Source organism: Demequina sp. (genome assembly GCA_024707205.1).
In the GTDB taxonomy this organism is placed as follows: domain Bacteria; phylum Actinomycetota; class Actinomycetes; order Actinomycetales; family Demequinaceae; genus Demequina.
In genome coordinates this window covers 1,892,211-1,911,266 of the sequence record JANQAD010000001.1, presented here as the reverse complement: position 1 = coordinate 1,911,266, position 19,056 = coordinate 1,892,211, and the positions used below count along the sequence as shown (strand labels likewise).

Annotated in this window: 12 protein-coding genes; 3 read left to right on the top strand and 9 right to left on the bottom strand. The window is 68.1% G+C overall.

Features of this window, described 5'->3' with window-relative positions:
- Positions 1-46 precede the first annotated feature (46 nt).
- From NVV57_09780 to murA, 4 genes are read right to left on the bottom strand one after another with little or no spacing between them, the layout of a single operon-like run.
- Positions 47-1,141 carry a D-alanine--D-alanine ligase gene (locus NVV57_09780; protein MCR6712950.1) on the bottom strand — a complete coding sequence of 365 codons (1,095 nt, stop codon included), beginning with the start codon at positions 1,139-1,141 and terminating at the stop codon, positions 47-49.
- Positions 1,141-2,142: an NAD(P)-dependent glycerol-3-phosphate dehydrogenase gene (locus NVV57_09775; GenBank protein MCR6712949.1), complete on the bottom strand. Its 1,002-nt coding sequence runs from the start codon at positions 2,140-2,142 to the stop codon at positions 1,141-1,143. Before NVV57_09775 ends, NVV57_09780 begins: the two co-directional genes overlap by 1 nt.
- Positions 2,139-2,870 carry a 1-acyl-sn-glycerol-3-phosphate acyltransferase gene (locus NVV57_09770; protein ID MCR6712948.1) on the bottom strand — a complete coding sequence of 244 codons (732 nt, stop codon included), beginning with the start codon at positions 2,868-2,870 and terminating at the stop codon, positions 2,139-2,141. The genes NVV57_09775 and NVV57_09770 overlap by 4 nt, the downstream gene beginning before the upstream one ends.
- Before the next feature lie 5 nt (positions 2,871-2,875).
- A complete protein-coding gene (murA, locus tag NVV57_09765; GenBank protein ID MCR6712947.1) occupies positions 2,876-4,186 on the bottom strand; it encodes a UDP-N-acetylglucosamine 1-carboxyvinyltransferase in 1,311 nt (436 codons plus the stop codon).
- A 53-nt stretch (positions 4,187-4,239) separates the two neighbouring features.
- On the opposite strand from murA, the gene NVV57_09760 reads away from it, so the two are divergent.
- Positions 4,240-5,118: a PfkB family carbohydrate kinase gene (locus NVV57_09760; protein MCR6712946.1), complete on the top strand. Its 879-nt coding sequence runs from the start codon at positions 4,240-4,242 to the stop codon at positions 5,116-5,118.
- On the opposite strand, the gene NVV57_09755 is transcribed toward NVV57_09760, so the two are convergent.
- Genes NVV57_09755 through leuC form a run of 4 tightly spaced genes read right to left on the bottom strand, consistent with a single transcriptional unit; the run spans position 5,115 to position 8,297 of the window.
- On the bottom strand, positions 5,115-5,627 hold the full coding sequence (locus tag NVV57_09755; protein MCR6712945.1) for a hypothetical protein: 513 nt from the start codon (positions 5,625-5,627) through the stop codon (positions 5,115-5,117). The genes NVV57_09760 and NVV57_09755 overlap by 4 nt on opposite strands.
- A gap of 24 nt (positions 5,628-5,651) precedes the next feature.
- Entirely contained in the window at positions 5,652-6,212 is a 561-nt protein-coding gene (locus NVV57_09750) for a nucleoside/nucleotide kinase family protein (protein ID MCR6712944.1), read from the bottom strand.
- 12 nt (positions 6,213-6,224) lie between these two features.
- Positions 6,225-6,863 (bottom strand): 3-isopropylmalate dehydratase small subunit, encoded by a 639-nt coding sequence (gene leuD / locus NVV57_09745; GenBank protein MCR6712943.1) that lies wholly within the window; start codon positions 6,861-6,863, stop codon positions 6,225-6,227.
- 15 nt (positions 6,864-6,878) lie between these two features.
- The gene (leuC, locus tag NVV57_09740) at positions 6,879-8,297 is read right to left on the bottom strand and encodes a 3-isopropylmalate dehydratase large subunit (GenBank protein MCR6712942.1); all 1,419 of its coding nucleotides are present in this window, start codon (positions 8,295-8,297) and stop codon (positions 6,879-6,881) included.
- A gap of 71 nt (positions 8,298-8,368) precedes the next feature.
- Here leuC and NVV57_09735 point away from each other — a divergent pair, with 71 nt between their 5' ends.
- The gene (locus NVV57_09735; GenBank protein ID MCR6712941.1) at positions 8,369-9,091 is read left to right on the top strand and encodes an IclR family transcriptional regulator; all 723 of its coding nucleotides are present in this window, start codon (positions 8,369-8,371) and stop codon (positions 9,089-9,091) included.
- A 202-nt stretch (positions 9,092-9,293) separates the two neighbouring features.
- Complete coding sequence (locus NVV57_09730; protein ID MCR6712940.1) at positions 9,294-13,670, top strand: glycoside hydrolase family 9 protein; 4,377 nt, start codon at positions 9,294-9,296, stop codon at positions 13,668-13,670.
- Between the two features lie 90 nt (positions 13,671-13,760).
- Here the strand turns inward: NVV57_09730 and NVV57_09725 are convergent, their stop codons facing one another.
- Positions 13,761-18,998 (bottom strand): hypothetical protein, encoded by a 5,238-nt coding sequence (locus NVV57_09725; protein MCR6712939.1) that lies wholly within the window; start codon positions 18,996-18,998, stop codon positions 13,761-13,763.
- Between the last annotated feature and the right edge of the window lie 58 nt (positions 18,999-19,056).

Sequence of the window (19,056 nt, the reverse complement as noted above, 5' to 3'; positions counted from 1 at the left end):
GCGGAAGGGGCGTGGCGAAGCGTTGCCTACCCTGGGGCACGAATCCCTACCGCAATCCGAGCGGGCGGCTGAGAGCCGTCTCGAGGAGGGCGGAGACGAGCTCCGGGTACTCAACGCCCGTGGCGGCCCACATGCGCGGATACATCGACGTGGGCGTGAACCCCGGCATCGTGTTGATCTCGTTGACGGTGACCGTGCCGTCCTCGCCAACGAACACATCCACCCGCGCGAGCGACTCCGCACCCACGGCGGTGAATGCGGCCTCGGCCATCGCGCGAACGCGGGCGATGACGTCTTCGGACAGGTCGGCGGGACAGATGAGCTGCACGTGCGCCTCGTCGAGGTACTTCGCATCAAAGTCGTAGAACGAGTGCTCCCCGCCCGTGACGATCTCCCCAGGCAAAGACGTGCGCGGGCCATCGGGTGTGCCGAGCACCGCAGTCTCGATCTCGCGGCCAACGACGCCGCGCTCCACGAGCACCTTGGGGTCATGCTTGAGCGCCGCCGCGATGGCGGCGTCCAACTGGGCGAGGTCATCGACCCGCGAGATCCCCATCGACGAGCCCGCACGCGCGGGCTTGACGAACACGGGAAGCCCGAGCGCCTCGATCTCGGCCATGCGTGGGGCCGCATCCTGACCGGGAAGCAGCACCACAGCGTCGGTCACCGGCAAGCCGGCGTCGACGAACGCCGCGCGCATGAACTGCTTGTCCATGCCAACCGCGGACGCCAGCACCCCGGACCCTACGTAGCGCACGTCGACGAGCTCAAGCGCGCCCTGGACCGTGCCGTCCTCACCAAAGGGGCCGTGGAGCACGGGAAACACCACGTCAATGGGACCGAGCGAGCGGACCGCGCCGTCGTCGCCCAACACGCGCCACTCGCCGGTGCCTGCCTGCGATGGCGGCAGCACGGTGTGCGGGGCGTCGGCTACCGTCGGCAGCTGACCGTCGACGATGCGCCATTGCGCAGGATCGGCGGAAGCAAGCGTCCAACGGCCCTCGCGAGTGATGCCGATCGCGACAACGTCCCAGGCAGAACGGTCAATCGCAGCGAGCACTCCCCCGGCCGTGACACACGAGACCCCATGCTCGGACGAGCGGCCGCCAAAGACAACGGCGACCACGGGGCGGGCCGCCACTAGCCCACCTCGGCCTTGCGAGGGCGGCTGAGGAGCAGGCCAAGCACCTCCTGCGGTGCCACGGCCCCGGCAAGCATCGTGACCACGGCGTCGCAGATCGGCACGTCCACGCCAAGGCTCGCCGCGAGCTCCTGAATCGACCTCGCGGACGTCACGCCCTCCGCCGTGCCGGAACCGGATGCGAGGGCCTCGTCCAGCGTCGCCCCCTGACCGATCCGCTTGCCGAGCATGTGGTTGCGGCTGAGCGGCGACGCGCAGGTCGCGATGAGGTCGCCCATGCCGGCGAGGCCGCTGAAAGTCTCCGGGCGCGCGTTGAGCGCCAAGCCCAGGCGCGAGATCTCCGCGAGCCCGCGGGTGATGACGGTTGCTGTGGTGTTGTTACCGAAGCCGAGGCCGTCGGAGACCCCAACGCCCACGGCAATCACGTTCTTGTAGGCGCCGCACAGTTCCACGCCAACGACGTCGGTGTTCGTGTACGGCCGGAAATAGCCCGACGCTGTTGCGGCGGCGACCCGCTCGGCGGCTTCGAGTTCGGTCGAGGCCACGACGGTTGCGGTCGGCTGGCGGGCGGCGATCTCGCGAGCGAGGTTCGGCCCCGAGACCACCGCCGTGCGCTCGTTGCCCACGCCGAGGACCTCCTTGAGAACCTCAGACATGAGCGAGTGCGTTCCCGCCTCCACGCCCTTCATGAGCGAGACGACGACGGCATCGCTGGGAATGAGCTTCGCGAGAGGCGCCATGATGCTCCGCGCCCGTTGCGCCGGAACGGCGACGGCGACAATGTCCGCCTCCGCGAGCGCCTCCTCGGCGTCCATCGTGGTGGCGATGCCGGAGGCCAGTTGGAGGTCTGGGAGCGCTCGCGTGTTGCGGCCGTGAGCGGAGATCTCGGCGAGGGACTGCGGGTCACGTCCCCACAGCGTCGTGCTTGTGCCGGCGTCGGTGAGCACCGAGGCGAACGTCGTTCCCCAAGCCCCGGCGCCGATGACGGTCGCGCGGGTCACTGCTCCCCCTCGCTCGACTGAGGGCTGGGGTTCGCGCGCATGTCGTACGGGTGCTGGGGCGCAGGCTCGCCGCGCATTTCCGCCACCATGGCAGTCAGGGTAGCCATGATCCGGTCGGTCGCGAGGCGCAGCAAGTCAGTGTCGAGAGGTTTGCCTCTCAGATCGTCGAGGTCGATAGCCGGCCCGGCGCGCACGATCATGGGCTTGCGGGGAAAGAGGTCTGGCTTCTTGGAGTACGGCGGGAGCAGCAGGTGCGCCCCCCATTGCGCCACCGGGATGACCGCCGCGCCGCTCTCAAGCGCAAGCCTTGCCGCACCCGTGCGCGCGACCATGGGCCACAGCTCCGGGTCGCGAGTGAGCGTGCCTTCGGGGAACATCGCGATCATGTCTCCGCGGTCAAGCACCACGCGGGCGTAGTTGAGCGAGTCCTTCGCCTGCGAGGTTCCTCGGTAGACGGGGATCTGGTCGCCTGACTTGAGCACGCGGCCGATCACCGGCAGTTCGAAGAGCTCCTTCTTCGCCAAGAAGCGGGGCGGGTGGCCGTTGTTGTAGAGGAAATGACCGAACGTCAGCGGATCCACGTAGCTCACGTGATTCGAGACCGCGATGAACCCTCTGTCCGTCGGCAGGTTCTCTGCTCCGGACCAGTCACGCTTGAGGAGGAACGTCGCGAGCGGTCGCACCAGATTGACCACAGTGCGGAAGGCCCAGTTGGGACGTGTGGGCATGCCGCCTACTCGACCGTGGCGCCCAGCGCCGCCAGCTTGCCCCGGAAGTCCTCATAGCCACGGTCGATGATGCCGATTCCGTGCACCGTCGAGGTGCCTGTGGCGGCGAGCGCGGCGATGAGATGGGAGAAGCCGCCACGCAGGTCGGGGACGGTGATCTCCGCCGCCGTCAACGGCGTCGGCCCGGATATCACGGCGCTGTGCTTGAAGTTGAGCTGCCCAAAGCGGCACTCCTTGTCGCCGAGGCACTCGCGGAACAGCTGAACCTGCGCGCCCATGGCGTTCAGGGCGTCGGTGAACCCAAAGCGCTTCTCGTAGACGGTCTCGTGGACGATGGACAGGCCCTTCGCCTGGGTGAGCGCCACGACGAGCGGCTGCTGCCAGTCCGTCATGAATCCGGGGTGCACGTCGGTCTGCAGCGCGATCGGTCGCAGCTGGCCGCCGGGGTGGTAGAAGCGAATGCCCTGCGGCACCACGTCGAACTCGCCGCCGACCTTGCGGAATACGTTGAGGAAGGTCCCCATGTGGCGCTGCTGGGCGCCGAGGATCATGATGTCGCCCCCCGTGGCGAGCGCCGCGGACGCCCACGACCCCACCTCGATGCGATCTGTCAGCGACACGTGGTCGTATCCGTGCATCCGGCCGACGCCTTCGATGGTCACGGAGCGGTCCGTATCCACCGAGATGATCGCGCCCATCTTCTGGAGGGTGTCGATGAGGTCCTTGATCTCGGGCTCCACGGCCGCGTTCTCGAGGCGCGTGATGCCCTCGGCCATGACCGCGGTGAGCAGCAGCTGCTCGGTGGCGCCCACCGAGGGGTACGCGAGCGAGTACTTGATGCCGTGCAGTCCGTTGGGGGCGCTGAGGTGCAGACCGTCTGGGTGCTCGGCGACCACGGCGCCGAACTTCTGCAGGATCTCGAGGTGGAAGTCGATGGGCCGGTCGCCGATGCGGCAGCCCCCAAGGTCTGGAATGACGGCCTCGCCCAACCGGTGCAGCAGTGGCCCACACAGCAGGATCGGGATGCGCGATGAGCCCGCGTGTTCGGCGATGCTGACTGCGTCAGCCTTGGTGAGGGCGCTTGGGTCGATGGTGAGCACGCCGGTCTCGACGTCGTAGTCGACGTCGGCGCCGTGCAGGCGCAACAGGGACGACACCACGCTGACGTCGCGAATGTCTGGAACATTGCGAAGGGTCGAGGGCGAGGATCCCAGTAGCGCCGCCACCATTGCCTTGCTGACGAAGTTCTTGGCACCACGAACGCGGATCTCTCCGCTGAGCGGCGCCCCACCCGTCACGCGAATGGAGTCGGTCATGGTTCTAGTGTCTCATTGCCGCCCCGCGTTGCTCGCAATCGTAGGCTGACGTCATGTCCGGTCCCGCCCGTGTTGTGTTCGCGGGACTGTGCACGTGGGACGTGGTTCACCTGGTGACGCGCCTGCCTTCACCGGACGAGAAGGTGGCCGCCCTCGACTTCTTCACAGCGGCGGGAGGCCCGGCCACGAACGCTGCGGTTGCGTGTGCTCACCTTGGCAGCCGGCCGACGCTGGTGACGGCTCTCCCCTCGCATCCCGTGACCTCGCTCATCGCCGACGACCTGGCCGGGTGCGGCGTCGAGCTCGCCATCGCGGCGGGTTACGAGGGGCCGCCGATCTCGGCGTCGATCATGGTGACGGCGTCAACGGGCGAGCGCGCGATCGTGTCGCCGACGTCGGCTGCGACCGACCTGCTCCTCGAGGGCGGACACGCTCTCGATACTCATAACACATTATGTGTGCTGGTAGATGGCTACTTCCCCTCCATCTCCCTGCCCATCGCGCGCGAAGCGAGGGAGCACGGCATCCCCGTGGTCCTCGATGCGGGCAGCTCGCGGCCGTACACCGACGAGTTCCTGCAAAGCGTCGACGTTGTGGCCGCGTCCGCCGTGTTCCGTCCCCCCGGCACCGACGGCAGCCCCGAGTCCGTGTTCGCCTACTTGCGCGCCCGCGGCGTCATGTGGGCCGCGATCACGCGCGGCGGCGACTCGATCCTGTACATGTGTCCGGGCGGTTCCGGCGAGATCACGGTGCCGCCGGTCAAGGGCGTGGTCGACACCCTGGGTGCGGGCGATTTCTTCCACGGGGCTCTCGCGCACCGGATCGCAACGCTCGGCTTGGACGGCGATCGCTTCCCGGCAGACCTGGCGTTCGCCGCGAGCGTGGTCGCCGAGTCGATCACGAGCTTCGGCACCAGAGGATGGCTCAGTTAGCCGCAGCCGGGCGAGAACGAGAAATCCAAGGCGCTGTCCTCGGACCGTGAACTGCCAGCCTCGTCGACGTAGGTCACCCGCACTCCGGAAAAGGTCGCGACCTTAGCGGGGTCTTTCGCCACGACTTGCACCGCAACGGAGAAGTCGACCTCGTCGGGCGCCAGCGCGGCCCCCGCCGCGGCCTCGAACTCGTGTTCGCCGTTCGCCATGTCTTCAGGTGCCATCGTGGCGGTGTCGAACGATCCGTCGCGAACGATGAATGACTCAAGGAGGTCGATGTTCTGCGGCTCGATGAGAGTGACGTCGCCGATCGTGAGGTCTGCCGAGTTGTCGCCCATCACCACAAAGTTCACGCCGGTCAGGATCCCGTTGGGGTTCTCGTTGGGGTCAATGCAGATGCCGGCCTCGGCGTGATCGGACCCCTTGATCGAGTCAGCCTTGTTTCCGGTACAGCCCGTGGCGAGGACGGCAACTACGGCGACGATCGCGAGAGTGCGGATGAGCTGCATCGGATCCCCCGTTCTGGTGCGAACCTATACCAAGTCCGTGATCACCCGCGTGGCGAACGAGTCCCGCACGAGCATGAAATTGAGAGAGTCGACGCGGTCCACCCACTCCTGCGCCTCTCGAGGCTCGCGGCCCGTTGCGATCCGGCGCGCGATGAGCCGCTCGCGGGCCACCTCCCACGGCACCTCGAGCTTCCACACCTCGTCGAGAAGCGCCGCCGTGGACGCCCAAAGCCCCAGGTAGTTGCCCTCAACCAGCACTATCTGCACCTCGGGGCCCACCTCGATCGCGTCCGGAATCACCTCGTGGAGCTCGCGCGAGTACGCGGGCGCAAAGGTCGCGAGCGCCGGGTCGCGAAGGCGCTCAAGCAAGGCCTCGAACCCGGCCCGATCGAACGTCGCTGGCGACCCCTTCGAAGCCAGCAGCCCCCGCTCACTCAAGACAGCGTCGGGCAGGTGAAAGCCGTCCATGGGCACCACAACGGACGTGACACCCTTTGCGGCGAGCTCAGTGACGGTGCGCGCGGCGAAGGTCGACTTGCCCGTGCCGGGACCGCCGCTGATGCCGATGAGCACGCGACGCGGCACGGAACACGAACCTTAGGCGACCGGCCGCGCGGCCTCGACGTGCTCCTTGGGCTCCGTCTTGGCCGGGAGGGTCTTGGGGCGCCAGGACTCACGCGTGGCCTCGAAGGCCGTGATGTCCTCCTCGTGCTGGAGGGTCAGGCCGATGTCGTCGAGGCCCTCCATGAGGCGCCAGCGCACGTAATCGTCGATCTCGAACGGCACGGTGAGCTCGCCGCACGTGACGGTGCGGTCCTCAAGCGAGACGGTGATCTCCTTGCCGGGCTCGGTCTCGAGGATCTTCCACAGGAGCTCCACGTTCTCCTGGGAGAGGATGCCCGTGAGCAGCCCCTGCTTGCCGGAGTTGCCGCGGAAGATGTCCGCGAAGCGCGACGCGAGGACAACGCGGAAGCCATAGTCCTTGAGCGCCCACACCGCGTGCTCTCGCGAGGAGCCGGTGCCGAAGTCGGGACCGGCAACGAGGACACTGCCGTGCGTGTACTCCTCCTGGTTGAGGATGAACTCGGGGTCGCCGCGCCAGGCGGCGAAGAGCGCGTCCTCGAAGCCCGTCTTGGTGACGCGCTTGAGGTAGACGGCAGGGATGATCTGGTCGGTGTCCACATTGGAACGGCGCAGCGGAACGCCGACGCCGGTGTGGGTGGTGAACTTCTCCATCAGTTGTCCTCGGGTTCAGACGAGCGCAGGCACGTCGAGGTCGGCGGGGGTGGACAGTGTGCCGCGCACCGCGGTGGCGGCCGCGACGAGCGGGCTCACGAGGTGGGTGCGGCCGCCCTTGCCCTGGCGTCCCTCGAAGTTGCGGTTCGAGGTGGACGCGCTGCGCTCCTGCGGAGCGAGCTGGTCGGGGTTCATGCCAAGGCACATCGAGCAGCCGGCGTTGCGCCATTCGGCACCGAAGTCGATGAAGATCTGGTCGAGGCCCTCGGCCTCGGCCTGCAGGCGAACGCGGGCGCTGCCAGGCACGACGAGCATGCGCGTCCCCTCTGCCTTGGTGCGTCCCTTGATGATGTCCGCGGCCGCGCGGAGGTCCTCGATGCGGCCGTTGGTGCACGAGCCAAGGAACACCGTGTCGATGCGGATGTCGCGCAGGGGCGTGCCCGGCGTGAGGCCCATGTAGGCGAGCGCGTTGGCGGCGGCCTCACGGTCCGTCTCGTCGGCGAAGTCCTCCGGGCTGGGGACCTTCGCGGAGATCGGCAGGCCCTGGCCGGGGTTGGTGCCCCAGGTCACGAACGGCTCTAGGTCGCTAGCCTCGAGAACCACCTCGGTGTCGAAGACGGCGTCCTCGTCGGTGACGAGCGTCTTCCAGTACTCGACTGCCGCATCCCAGTCCGCACCCTCCGGCGCGTGGGGGCGGCCGTGGACGTAGTCGAAGGTGGTCTGGTCAGGGGCGATGAGGCCCGCGCGAGCGCCGGCCTCGATCGACATGTTGCAGATCGTCATGCGCGCCTCCATGGACAGCGCGCGGATGGCCTCGCCGCGGTACTCGAGCACGTAGCCCTGGCCGCCGCCGGTGCCGATCTTCGCGATAACCGCGAGGATGATGTCCTTGGCCGTGGTGCCCTTCGGCAGCGAGCCCACGACGTTGATCGCCATCGTCTTGAACGCCTTGAGGGGCAGCGTCTGGGTGGCGAGCACGTGCTCCACCTCGGACGTGCCGATGCCGAAGGCGAGCGAGCCGAACGCGCCGTGCGTGGACGTGTGCGAGTCTCCGCAGACGATCGTCATGCCGGGCATCGTGATGCCGAGCTGCGGGCCCACGACGTGGACGACGCCCTGGTCGGCGTCGCCGAGAGAGTGGATGCGGACGCCGAACTCCTTGGCGTTGTTGCGCAGGGTGTCGATCTGCACGCGCGAGGTCTCGTCGGCGATGGGCAGGTCGATGTTGAGGGTTGGGGTGTTGTGGTCCTCGGTCGCGATGGTGAGGTCCGTGCGGCGAACCTGGCGGCCGGCGAGGCGGAGTCCCTCGAATGCCTGCGGCGAGGTGACCTCGTGACACATGTGGAGGTCGATGTAGATGAGGTCGGGCGCGCCGCCCTCACCCTTGCGGACCAGGTGGGAGTCCCACAGCTTCTCGGCGAGAGTCGTGCCCATGTCGTGCTCCTACTTCCTTACCCTTGTCAATACTCTAGACATCTCACGATGTGAGACGCTAATATCGCTCTATGGACAATCATAGCGGCGTTGGCGTCATTGACAAGACGTCAGCCATCCTCGCCCGGCTCGAGGACGGCCCCGCCACCCTCGCCGAACTTGTTGATGCCACCCATCTTGCGCGCCCAACCGTGCACCGGCTAGCCCTGGCCCTCGAACACCACCACCTCGTGGGCCGCGACGCCACCGGCGCGTTCGTCCTCGGCAACCGCTTCGCTGCCCTTGCCGCGGCCGTCGGCGAGGACCGCCTGGTGAGCGCCGCCCTTCCCGTGCTGACTACCCTGCGGGACCGCACCGGCGAGTCCAGCCAGCTCTACCGCCGCCACGGTTCGCAGCGCATCTGCATCGCGGCCGTGGACCGTCCGGTGGGCCTCAGGGACTCGATCCCGGTGGGCACCACCATGACCATGACGGCCGGATCCGCCGCGAAGGTGCTGCTCGCGTGGGAGACCCCGGAAGTCATCCACCCTGCTCTCGCGACAGCGCGCTTCACCGCGAACGACCTCGCCGTGGTTCGCGAGCGCGGATACGCGGAGAGCTCTTCGGAGCGCGAGGCCGGCGTGAGCTCGGTGAGCGCCCCCGTATGGGGCACATCAGGGACGGTGATCGCCGCCGTCTCGATCTCCGGGCCCGCCGAGCGCCTTGGCTCCACGCCCGGCAAGGAGCACTCAGGCGCGGTGCTCGACGCCGCCCGCCAGCTCAGCGACGTCCTGATCCGCACGCACCTTGGATGACGAGGTGCGCCACCGGCGCCCAGTGCGCTTCGACGCACAGTTTTCTCCCACGGTCCTTGGAGGCTTCCCACAAATGTGCGCGTGAACAGCGAACCGTTTCGGAGAACCTCACCTGAGCGTTTGCGCCGCCAAACAGAGCCGCTGTTAGCATCCGCCACAACCCGCGAAACGTTTCGCCGGTGCCGTTGACAAAGGAGTCAAGGTGAACAGCACTGTACTTCGTCGCGTTGCCGCGGCGACGATCGTGGCCGTCGCGATCACGCTCACAGGAACCGTCGCAGCGCAAGCGGACGTGACCAACGGGACCTTCGACAGTTCGGTGGACCCGTGGTGGTCCTATGGAGCCAGCCTCGCCAACGTCGACGGCCAGCTGTGCGCTACGTCGAGCGCCGCCAACCGCTGGGACGCGGGCGTCGGTCAAGACGGCATCCCCATGACCGCCGGCGACAAGACGATTGCGTTCACCGTGACCGGCGAAGGCACCTTCAAGGTCAACGTCGAGACCCCGGAGAACACCAACGTCCTGGGCCAGGAGTTCACCGTCACCGGCACCCAGACCTTGACCTACGACTTCACCGCCGCGGACACCGCCAACGCCAAGGTCCTCTTCGAGGTGGGTGGCGAAGCGGGTGGGCACACCGTCTGCTTCGACAACATCTCGGTGACCGACAAGGCCGCCGATGCCATCACCCTTCTCAGCCACGACTTCGAATCCGGCGACCCTGGCTATTGGGGCTACACCAACGGCGGCGCGAGCTTCGCCATCAATGTCACCGATGGAGCGATCTGCTACACCACCGATGCCGCGAATCGCTGGGACGCGGGACTCGGGTTCAGCGGCTGGACAGCGGTTGCCGGCGACGCCACCCTGTCCTTCGATGTGAAGGGCCAGGGCACCTACAAGGCGAATGTCGAGGTGCCCGACGGCACCTCGCAGCTTGGCCAGGAGTTCACGGTCTCTGATCCCACGGCGTGGTCCCACCAGTCCTTCGACTTCGACCTCGCGGCCGGCGCCGGGAAGCTGTTGTTCGAGGTGGGCGGCGAGGACGTGTGCTTCGACAACGTGACGCTCACGGTCGTCGAGGCGAGCGGTCCCGAGGAACCCCAAGAGCCAGCGCTCCAGGGCGGCGTCAACCTCCTCGACAACGGCGACTTTGCGTCGGACCTGAGCCCGTGGGGCGCCTACGCGAACCAGGGCTCGGTGGTCGGCGGCGCGTCCAGCGGCGCCTACTGCGCCACCGTGACGGGTCCCGTCGCCAACGTGTATGACGCCGGCCTCAGCTACAACAACCTCGAACTTCCCGCGGGCGACTATGAGTTCTCGTTCGATGCCTCTACAACGGGCTCGTTCTCGGCGATCGTTCAACAGACCGGTGGCAGCTGGACCACGTATGCCTCCACCGCGGTGACGGGCGAGGCGATGACCCACTACTCGCTCTCGTTCTCCCTCCCTGACGCGGTTCCGGTGGCGGGGCTCGCGTTCCAGTTCGGCAGCATCGGCGCCGTCTCATACGACGTGTGCATCGACAACGTCTTCCTCGGCGCCCCCGCCGTGGAGTACGTCACCAACGGCACATTCGACTCGGACAAGGCGCCGTGGTCGACCGACGGCGTCACGAGCTCCACCACGGACAGCGGCGCCCTCTGCGTGGCGGTTCCCGGCGGCACCACGAACCCTTGGGACATCAACGTCCACTACGACGGCATGCAGCTTCCCGCGGGCCCGTACACCCTTCGCTTCAGCGCCTCCGGCACAGGCGGCCCGATGCGCGCGCTGGTTGGCCTTGGGCAATCGCCCTACACCGTGTACACCGAGTACAACGAGACGCCCGGCGCCACGGCGAAGGACTACGTCGTGTACTTCACGATGAACAGCGCGAGCGCCAACGCCCAGATCGCCTTCCAGCTTGGCGGCGCGTCGAGCCCGTGGACGTTCTGCCTGGACAACGTGTCCCTGGTGAGCGGCGGCACCAAGCCCGCCTACGCCCCGGAGACCGGGCCGCGCGTGAAGGTCAACCAGGTGGGCTACCTCACCGACGGCCCCAAGCGCGCCACCCTGGTGACGGACGCCACCAACCCGGTCGCATGGGAACTGAAGCGCACGAGCGATGACACAACCGTGGCGTCGGGCATATCCACGCCCAAGGGAACAGACGAGTCGTCCAACGAGGACGTGCACGTGATCGACTTCGCGGGCACCTACCCGGACGGCACCTACGTACTGACGGCCGACGGCGACACCAGTTATCCGTTCACGATCGGCTCGTCCTTGTACGGCGGACTGCTGAAGGACGCCCTCGACTACTTCTACCTGGTGCGCTCCGGCACGCCGATCGAGGCGTCCATTGTCGGCGACGACTACGCGCGCCCCGCCGGTCACGCCTCGACCGCAGGCGGCAGCGACATCAACCAAGGCGACGACAACGTCGGCTGCCAGCCGGAGGCGGAGTCGCTCGTCGTGTACGGCGAGGCGTGGACGTGCGACTACACGCTCGATGTGGTGGGCGGCTGGTACGACGCGGGAGACCACGGCAAGTACGTGGTCAACGGCGGCATCGCCACCGCCCAGCTACTCGGCACGTACGAGCGTGCCAAGCGCGCGGGACAGGAGGCGACCGATGCGCTCGGCGACGGCTCGCTCAACGTCCCCGAGTCTTCGAACGGCATCCCTGACGTCCTCGACGAGGCGAAGTGGGAGCTCGACTTCATGATGTCGATGACCGTTCCGGAGGGTCAGGACCTCGCGGGCATGGTGCACCACAAGGTGCACGACTACGGCTGGACGGGCCTGCCGCTCATGCCGGACCAGGACGCGAAGACGCGCTACCTGCACCGCCCGTCGACCGCGGCGACGCTCAACCTCGCGGCCACGGCCGCACAGGGCGCACGCCTGTTCGCGGACTATGACCCCACGTATTCGCAGAATCTCCTCGACGCGGCAAAGGTCGCGTGGGCGGCCGCGCTCGCCCACCCCGCGATCTACGCGACGGCGGCCGACGGTAACAACGGCGGCGGTCCCTACAACGACAACGACGTCACCGACGAGTTCTACTGGGCCGCCGCCGAGCTCTACCTCACCACCGGTGACTCCGAGTTCAAGGACTTCCTCCAGTCCTCGCCGGTGGCCGCAGAGAACTCGTTCCCCACGGTCGGCTTCAGTTGGGACCAGCTGGACGCAATCGCCAAGATCGACCTCGCGACCGTTGACAGCGCTTTCCCTGACCGCCTCGCGATCGCCGACCAGGTGGTCGCTGGCGCCAACGCCATCGCTCACGTGCAGCAGGGCGAGGCGTTCGGCCAGGCGCTTCCGGAGAACGGCTACGTCTGGGGCTCCAACAGCCAGGTGCTCAACAACATCGTGGTGCTCGCGGCGGGCTTTGACCTCAGCGGCTCCGCAGACCTGAAGAACGCGGCGTACGAGTCCATGGACTACATCCTTGGGCGCAACGCGCTCGCCAACTCGTTTGTCACGGGCTACGGCACCCAGTACAGCCAGAACCAGCACTCTCGCTGGTTCGCGGCCCAGCTCAACCCCGAGTACCCGCACCCGCCGCAAGGCGCGGTGTCCGGAGGGCCCAACGCGCAGTCAGGGACGTGGGACCCCACGTTCGCCGCGCTGTACCCCAACAAGGACTGCGCGCCGCAGCTGTGCTACGTGGACGACATCACGTCGTACTCGACAAATGAGATCACGGTCAACTGGAACTCGGCGCTGAGCGCGGCCGCAGGCTTCCTCTCGGCACCCAACGCCAGGGTGACGCTTCCCGACCGCGCATTCACCACCGCGCCAAAGCCCACCATCACGGGCACCAAGGCCGTTGGCTCCAAGCTCACGGCGCACGCAGGCACGTGGGCACCGGCACCCGCCACAGTGAAGTACCAGTGGTACCGCAACGGCAAGGCAATTTCGGGCGCCAAGGCTGCCATTTACACCATCAAGGCCGCGGACTCGGGCACCAAGATCACCGTCACGGTGACGGCGAGCAAGGCCGGCTACGCGACCACTGCGAAAACCTCGAACTCGGTGACGCTGCCGAAGTTCTTCACGAAGACGCCGAAGCCGACAATCACGGGGGCGGCGTGGCCCGGCTACAAGCTCACGGCGCACGTGGGCACGTGGTCGCCACAGCCGACTACCGTGAAGTACCAGTGGTACCGGGACGGCAAGGCGATCGCGAAGGCGACCAAGTCCACCTACAAGCTCACGAAGGCGGACGCTGGGTCAAAGATCACCGTGAAGGTCACCGCCAAGCGCTCGGGGTACGCGACGGTGACCACAGCGTCGGGCGCAAAGACCATCGCCAAGCTGTACTTCACCGGCTGGACGATCCCCAAGATCACCGGAACGCTGAAGGTGGGGCACACGCAGAAGGTCAAGGTCGGCTCATGGTCGCCCAAGCCGGATTCGTACAGCTACCAGTGGTATCGCAATGGCAAGGCGATCAAGGGCGCGACCAAGTCCACGTACACCCTGGTGAAGGCGGATCGCGGCTCGTACCTCTCGGTCAAGGTCACGGTTCACAAGAAGGGCTACCACGACCTCTCGGCGAAGGGCGCCAAGTCCACGAAGGTGAAGTAACGGCGCGGTCGTGACGCCGGCCGAAAGTAGGTTGGCGTCATGACCCAACCGGTCATCGTGTTCGATGGTGATGCGCGCCGTGCGAAGCGCTCAGTTGCGGTGCTTGAGACTCCGCGCGATGAGGATCATGAAGGCGCCGCACAACAGCAACGCGAGGGCGATCGCGGCGTAGGCGCCGCCATCGAAGCCTGTCCCGGAGAGCCCGCCGCCGGTCCCCGACTGTCCGCCGCCGCCCGTCCCCTGGTCGCCACCGCCCTGGGTCTCCGGCGCGACCACTTGCAGTGCGCCCTCCACCGTGCCGGAACTGGCGCCGGTCAGCACGATCCTGTGCGAGCCGATCTCGGCGGTCTGCGGAATGGTCCACGTGAGCACGATTCGGCCCGTGGAGTCGGCGCTCACCGCGCCCATCTCGAACGGCTCGCCGGAGTGCATCACGGCCGTGACCTCTTCGTCGGCCGCGAAGCCGGAGCCGGTCACCGTGATGGTGTCGCCGCGGTGGACCTTCGCGGAGCTCAGCGAGATCGAGAGCACCGGAACGGGCGTGTCCGCAGCGGAGACGGTCACCGTGGCGGTCGAGTATGCGGTCGATCTGTCCTCCGCGACCGCGTACGTGAACGTGCCGGTTCCCGCATCAGACGCGACAACGTGGACCACGCCGTCGGCGTCGAGGAACGCGGACCCGCGGTCGTATCCGCTGAGCTGGATGACCGACAGTTCCGCACCCGGCCGCGCGGGTGAGTCGTTGTCCAGCAGCGCGGACTCCGGGAATGTGGCCTCGACACCGGCCTGCACCACGAGCTCGTCATCTGAGGCGGACGGACGCAGCGGCGTGGCGATGTTGATCTCGATCGTGTCCCAACTGGTTGCGCCCACGGCGCGCACGCGGATCCGTGCCGGTCCCGTCGCGTCCGCGGTGGCGGCATCGGCGCTCACGGTAACGGGACCCCACGTGGTGATGAGCTCAGTCGCGCTGTCCACGTCGCCGGTTGCGGTCACCGTGCCCCCGCCGGGCGGCTGCACCACATTGGGATCCACCTCGTAGCGAACCAGGGCGCCAAGGTTGTTGCTCAGCACCAGGTCGGCGGTCTGCCCCGGCGCGATCGTGAACGAAGACGGCCCGACGCTGTCAGGAGTTGGGTGGGAAGCGTCGGTCCCCGCGCCGGGAGCGGGCGGGCCCTCCTCGACCAGCGCCGGATCAGCCGGCCCTGGTGCGGCCGGGTCAGGGGCCTGTGAGGGGTCGAGGCCGAGCATGGTGTCGCCTCCGCCCCCGGTCGAGCCGGCGTCGTCGTCCCACGCGAACTGCGTGAAGCATGTGGAGCTGCCGGGGACGTAGCCCGAGGGCACCACAGTGGTGGAGGTGCCCGCCACCCACAGGCCGCATTGCGCGTCGCCGTAGTAGCGGCCGTCCGAGAGCAACTTGGGCGCGCGGTCGTGCGCGGTGCTCTGCGGCCAGGTGATCGTGCCGAGGTTGGTCGCGGCCGCGGGGAGAAGCACCGGCCGTTCGCCCGAGGTGTCGGTCGCGGGGATGTTCGAGAGGTCGACCCGCTGCAACGTCGCCTGATCGGTGCCCGCCTTGCCCCTCGTGACCAACAGGTCGTGGTTGTCGAGCCAACTCGCGCTCATCCGCGTGGAGTCCGCGGCCTCGGTCACGAAGCGCCACTGAAGGAAGTCCGTCGCTCCCGGATCGACAGTGACGACGGCGACCCCGGGCGCCGTAGTCTCCGCCTCGACGGAGAACGCGCGCGCCACGTGCTTGCCGTCCGGCGACAGCACGGGGCATTGGTCGCTCTTCATGATCGGGGCACCGGAGAACGGGAACAGCCCGTTCCAGTTTCCGGGAGCGGGCCCCCAGAAGTTCTGGAACATCTCCAGCCCGGCGATCGGGGTCCAGCCAGATCCCGATCGCTCGAACACTGTGAGGTCGACGAGCATGCGACTGCCGTCCGCGCTCATCGACAGGCAGCCCCTGCGGTTGGCGTCCGTCGAGAATGCGCCGTACGCGGACGTGGAGGTGGTCTCGTTGCGCAAATCGGTGCCGTCTGCCTCCGTTGACACCACGCGCCCGTTGCCTTTGCGGAAGTAGATGCGCCCGTCTGGTCCGAACGTGGGCGACGAGTACGAGGCCGGCATGGTCCAGCCCGGAGGGTCCTCGTCGTCCGTCGGCAGAGCGAAGAAACGCACGTCCGTGCCATCCGGCTTCATGGTGCCGATCCGGTCCCACGTGGGGCGGATCCCCGCCCAGCCCCCCGTGCCCTGGCGCCCAACGTCCGGGTCTCCCGAGACGAACGCAATGCGGTCGGAGGTGAGCTTGGGTGCGGGGTCGATGCTGAAGGTGCCGGAGTCGGCCCAGCGCAGATGCACGCCATCCGACGCCACCGCGCGGACGACGATCGCGTCCCCGCCGAGGTCTCGCGGCACGGCGACGTCCGCGGAACTGCCCGTGAAGCCGCTCGCGAGCGGGCGCCACGTGGCGCCGCCGTCATCGGAGACAAGCAGGTTGACTATTGGAGCGGGTACGTCATCGCTGGTATCCGGGTCGCTGACGGTCCAGGCCACGTGAATCGTGTCCGCGCGAGAAAGCGAGGTTCCCGCGGTGGGCGAAGTCAACGAGATCGTGGGGGCGCTGCCGAGGGTGCGCTCGGCCACCGTCGTCCCGTCGACGATGAACCGGAACTTGACGGTGCCCGCAGGGGCAACGACCTTCTGCGCGAAGCGCAGCGTCGCGCCCTCGTCCCCGCCGAGACTCTCGTCTCGCGTCAGTCCAACCTGGACCGCCGCGCCGCTCGGGGTGCCGTCTCCGGCGAGCGGAACCACCACGAGTCTGCTGACGTCGGAGCCGTCCGGCGGCGGGCTGGGGATGTTGCCGTCGTCGATGAACGGGTCGAGGCTGAGGCTGTCGCCGCTCAGGGGCATCACTCCGCGCACCCAGAACGCGGAACCGCCCGGCTCCGGCTGCTGCGGCGCGGAGCCCTCGGCGATGGCCCCAGTGAGCAGGTCCCAGGTCTCGCCGGACACCCACTCTTGGGTGGTGCCGTCGGTCACGGCGCTCATGAAGTCCGGTCCGTGCATGATGCGGTTGCGGCTCACCCACGCCCCGGTGGCGGGCGGCAGCTCCGAGTGCTCGAGCCCCAGGTTGTGGCCCAGCTCGTGGGCGAGCGTGGCCTGCGGCGCTCCCGAGTCGATGATGATGGACCGGCCCGTGACGCTCGCCCTGGCCACGGAGCTGTCGCCGAGCGCGTTGCCGAGCCAGCCGTGCGGGGCGATTCCAACCACGGAGTCCACGCCGGACTCGCGGGCCAAGAGGTCCAGTTCGCCGAGCGCCTGGGCAACGCCGTCCGCGCTCGCGCTCGTTGCCAGCAGCTCAGGCGTGCACGACAGGTTCGCCTGAACGCCGGAGTCGGGAACCGGGAGCAGCTGCTGCGCCCATGCCACCCAGATGTTCGCCTGCGTCGCGATGTCACCGCACGTGACCGTTGCCGAGCCGAAATCGAGGGGGATGAAGACAACCTTCAGGGGTCGCGTGTCGATCGTGGGCGCGAAGGCGCCCGTCGATGTGCTCAGCTCGTTGTCGACATCGTCCCCCTCCGCGGCGCCGGGAGGATCGTCCACCTTGACCGTTGCCACGAGCGTGGCTCCGGGCGGGGCCTCCAGCACCTCGTCCACGGGCAGCAGCACGTCGTTCACGCCCGGCTGCAGCAGCACCTGCTCCGTCGTGGGACCGAACACTTGCGTGTCGCCAAGGTCGCCGTGGGCGGTCACGGTGGTGGTCACCGCCGTGGCCCTCGCCCCCGCGCCCGCGAGCGAAAGCGTCGCATGCACGGCGGTCTTGCGGTTCGTGACGAGCCGCGAGGCGTCGTCACTCGCTTGAACCACCGACACCGCATTCACCGTGGCGTTGGGACGGCTCGCGATCTGCGCGGCGAAGCCGCCGTGCTCTCCCGCCCACACGCCGACGGCGGACTTGCCGTCCGTTGCTACCTCGCCCCATCCGCTTCCGCTCTGCAGCCTGCGCACGGCTCCCACGAGGGGCTGCCCGCCCGTCGTCGTCAGGGTCACCGAGCGCAGTTCCGGGTGCGCTGCCCACACGTCGCTCGCCAGCACCACGACGTCGCCCACCGAGGCAGATCCGCCGGGAGCAGCGTCGGTCACCTTGGTTGGGGGAACCTGCACCAGGGGTGCCAGGTGGGTGTACAGCGCGTCGCCGTAGACCTCCTGACCGGCCTTGTTGGGATGGAAGGCGCCGAACTCGTCGTGCTGCTTGGTGACCGACTCTCCCAAGCGCACGATCCACGGCTCGTCGGAGCAGTAGCCGTGGGTGGCGAAGCGGCTCGTGATGCCGCCAACGTAGTCCCAGCCGTGCCCTGAGGCGGCGTCGCGAACGGCGCCGTTGAGGCCGGCGACCACGTGACTGCGCGCCCAGATCGCCTCGGAGTCGGTGATGAGGTCCACGTTCGAGGCGAGCGCCCACAGCCCTGCGGTCGGCACGTCCAGCGCCGGCAGCCCCTCCGGCTTGCCCACGCACCGCAGATTGGAGACGCCGTACTTGTCTCCGGTGGGGTCGAAGTACTCGGTGATGTGGACGGTGGCCGGGTCCACACTCGCGGCGTCGAAGCCGTTGGCGAGCTGCTGGTACCGCGCGGGGAGCTCGTCCATGCGGGAGTCGTGCTCCCCGGCGGCCGCGCCGTCATTGCAGCCGTTGATAAGCCCTGGGAGCGCAATAGGCGGCAGCAGACAGGACTTGAGGGTGCCGGAGAATCGCACGTCGTTGGCGCCAACGGAGACCAGGACGGCATCCGCGTCCCGCGGGCCTAGCAGCTGCTGCATCTGGGTGAGCTGCGACGGGCGCTGCGACGGGCACGGGGTGCCGGGGCTGTCACACGTCTTGGCGTGCTCGACCCCCGCGTATGCGTCCTTGACGCCCCCCGTGGACGGGTCGTCGGCGTCGCCCGGCCCCTTGCGGTGGCTCGGGTCGTCGAAGGTGTCGACGATCGCGGCACCAGAACACGCGAGTTGAACGAAGGTCACGGCCGTGTGGGGGTCCGCGTCCTCGAGTTGCTTGGCTGCCAGCGCAGGCCCCGCGTACGGCGAACTGTGACAGGACCTGTCCGTCCATGCGACCTCCGCTGTGCCGCTCTGGTCGCGGAGCGGCGAGCCCTCACCGGACGCGACCGAGTCGCCGAGCGAGACGACTACCAGGTCCTTTGGTGCGATCTCGCGGCTCGTCACCGCGCGCCCCGCATGGTCGTCGCGCACCTCGAGCCGCACCGTTGGTGTATCGCCGGAATGGACCTCGATCGTGGGGCCCTGGCAATGGTCAAGATCCGCCACTTGGTGCCATTCACGGACCACACGTAGTGAGTGATGAACGCCCCGCCCGAAGACGCGA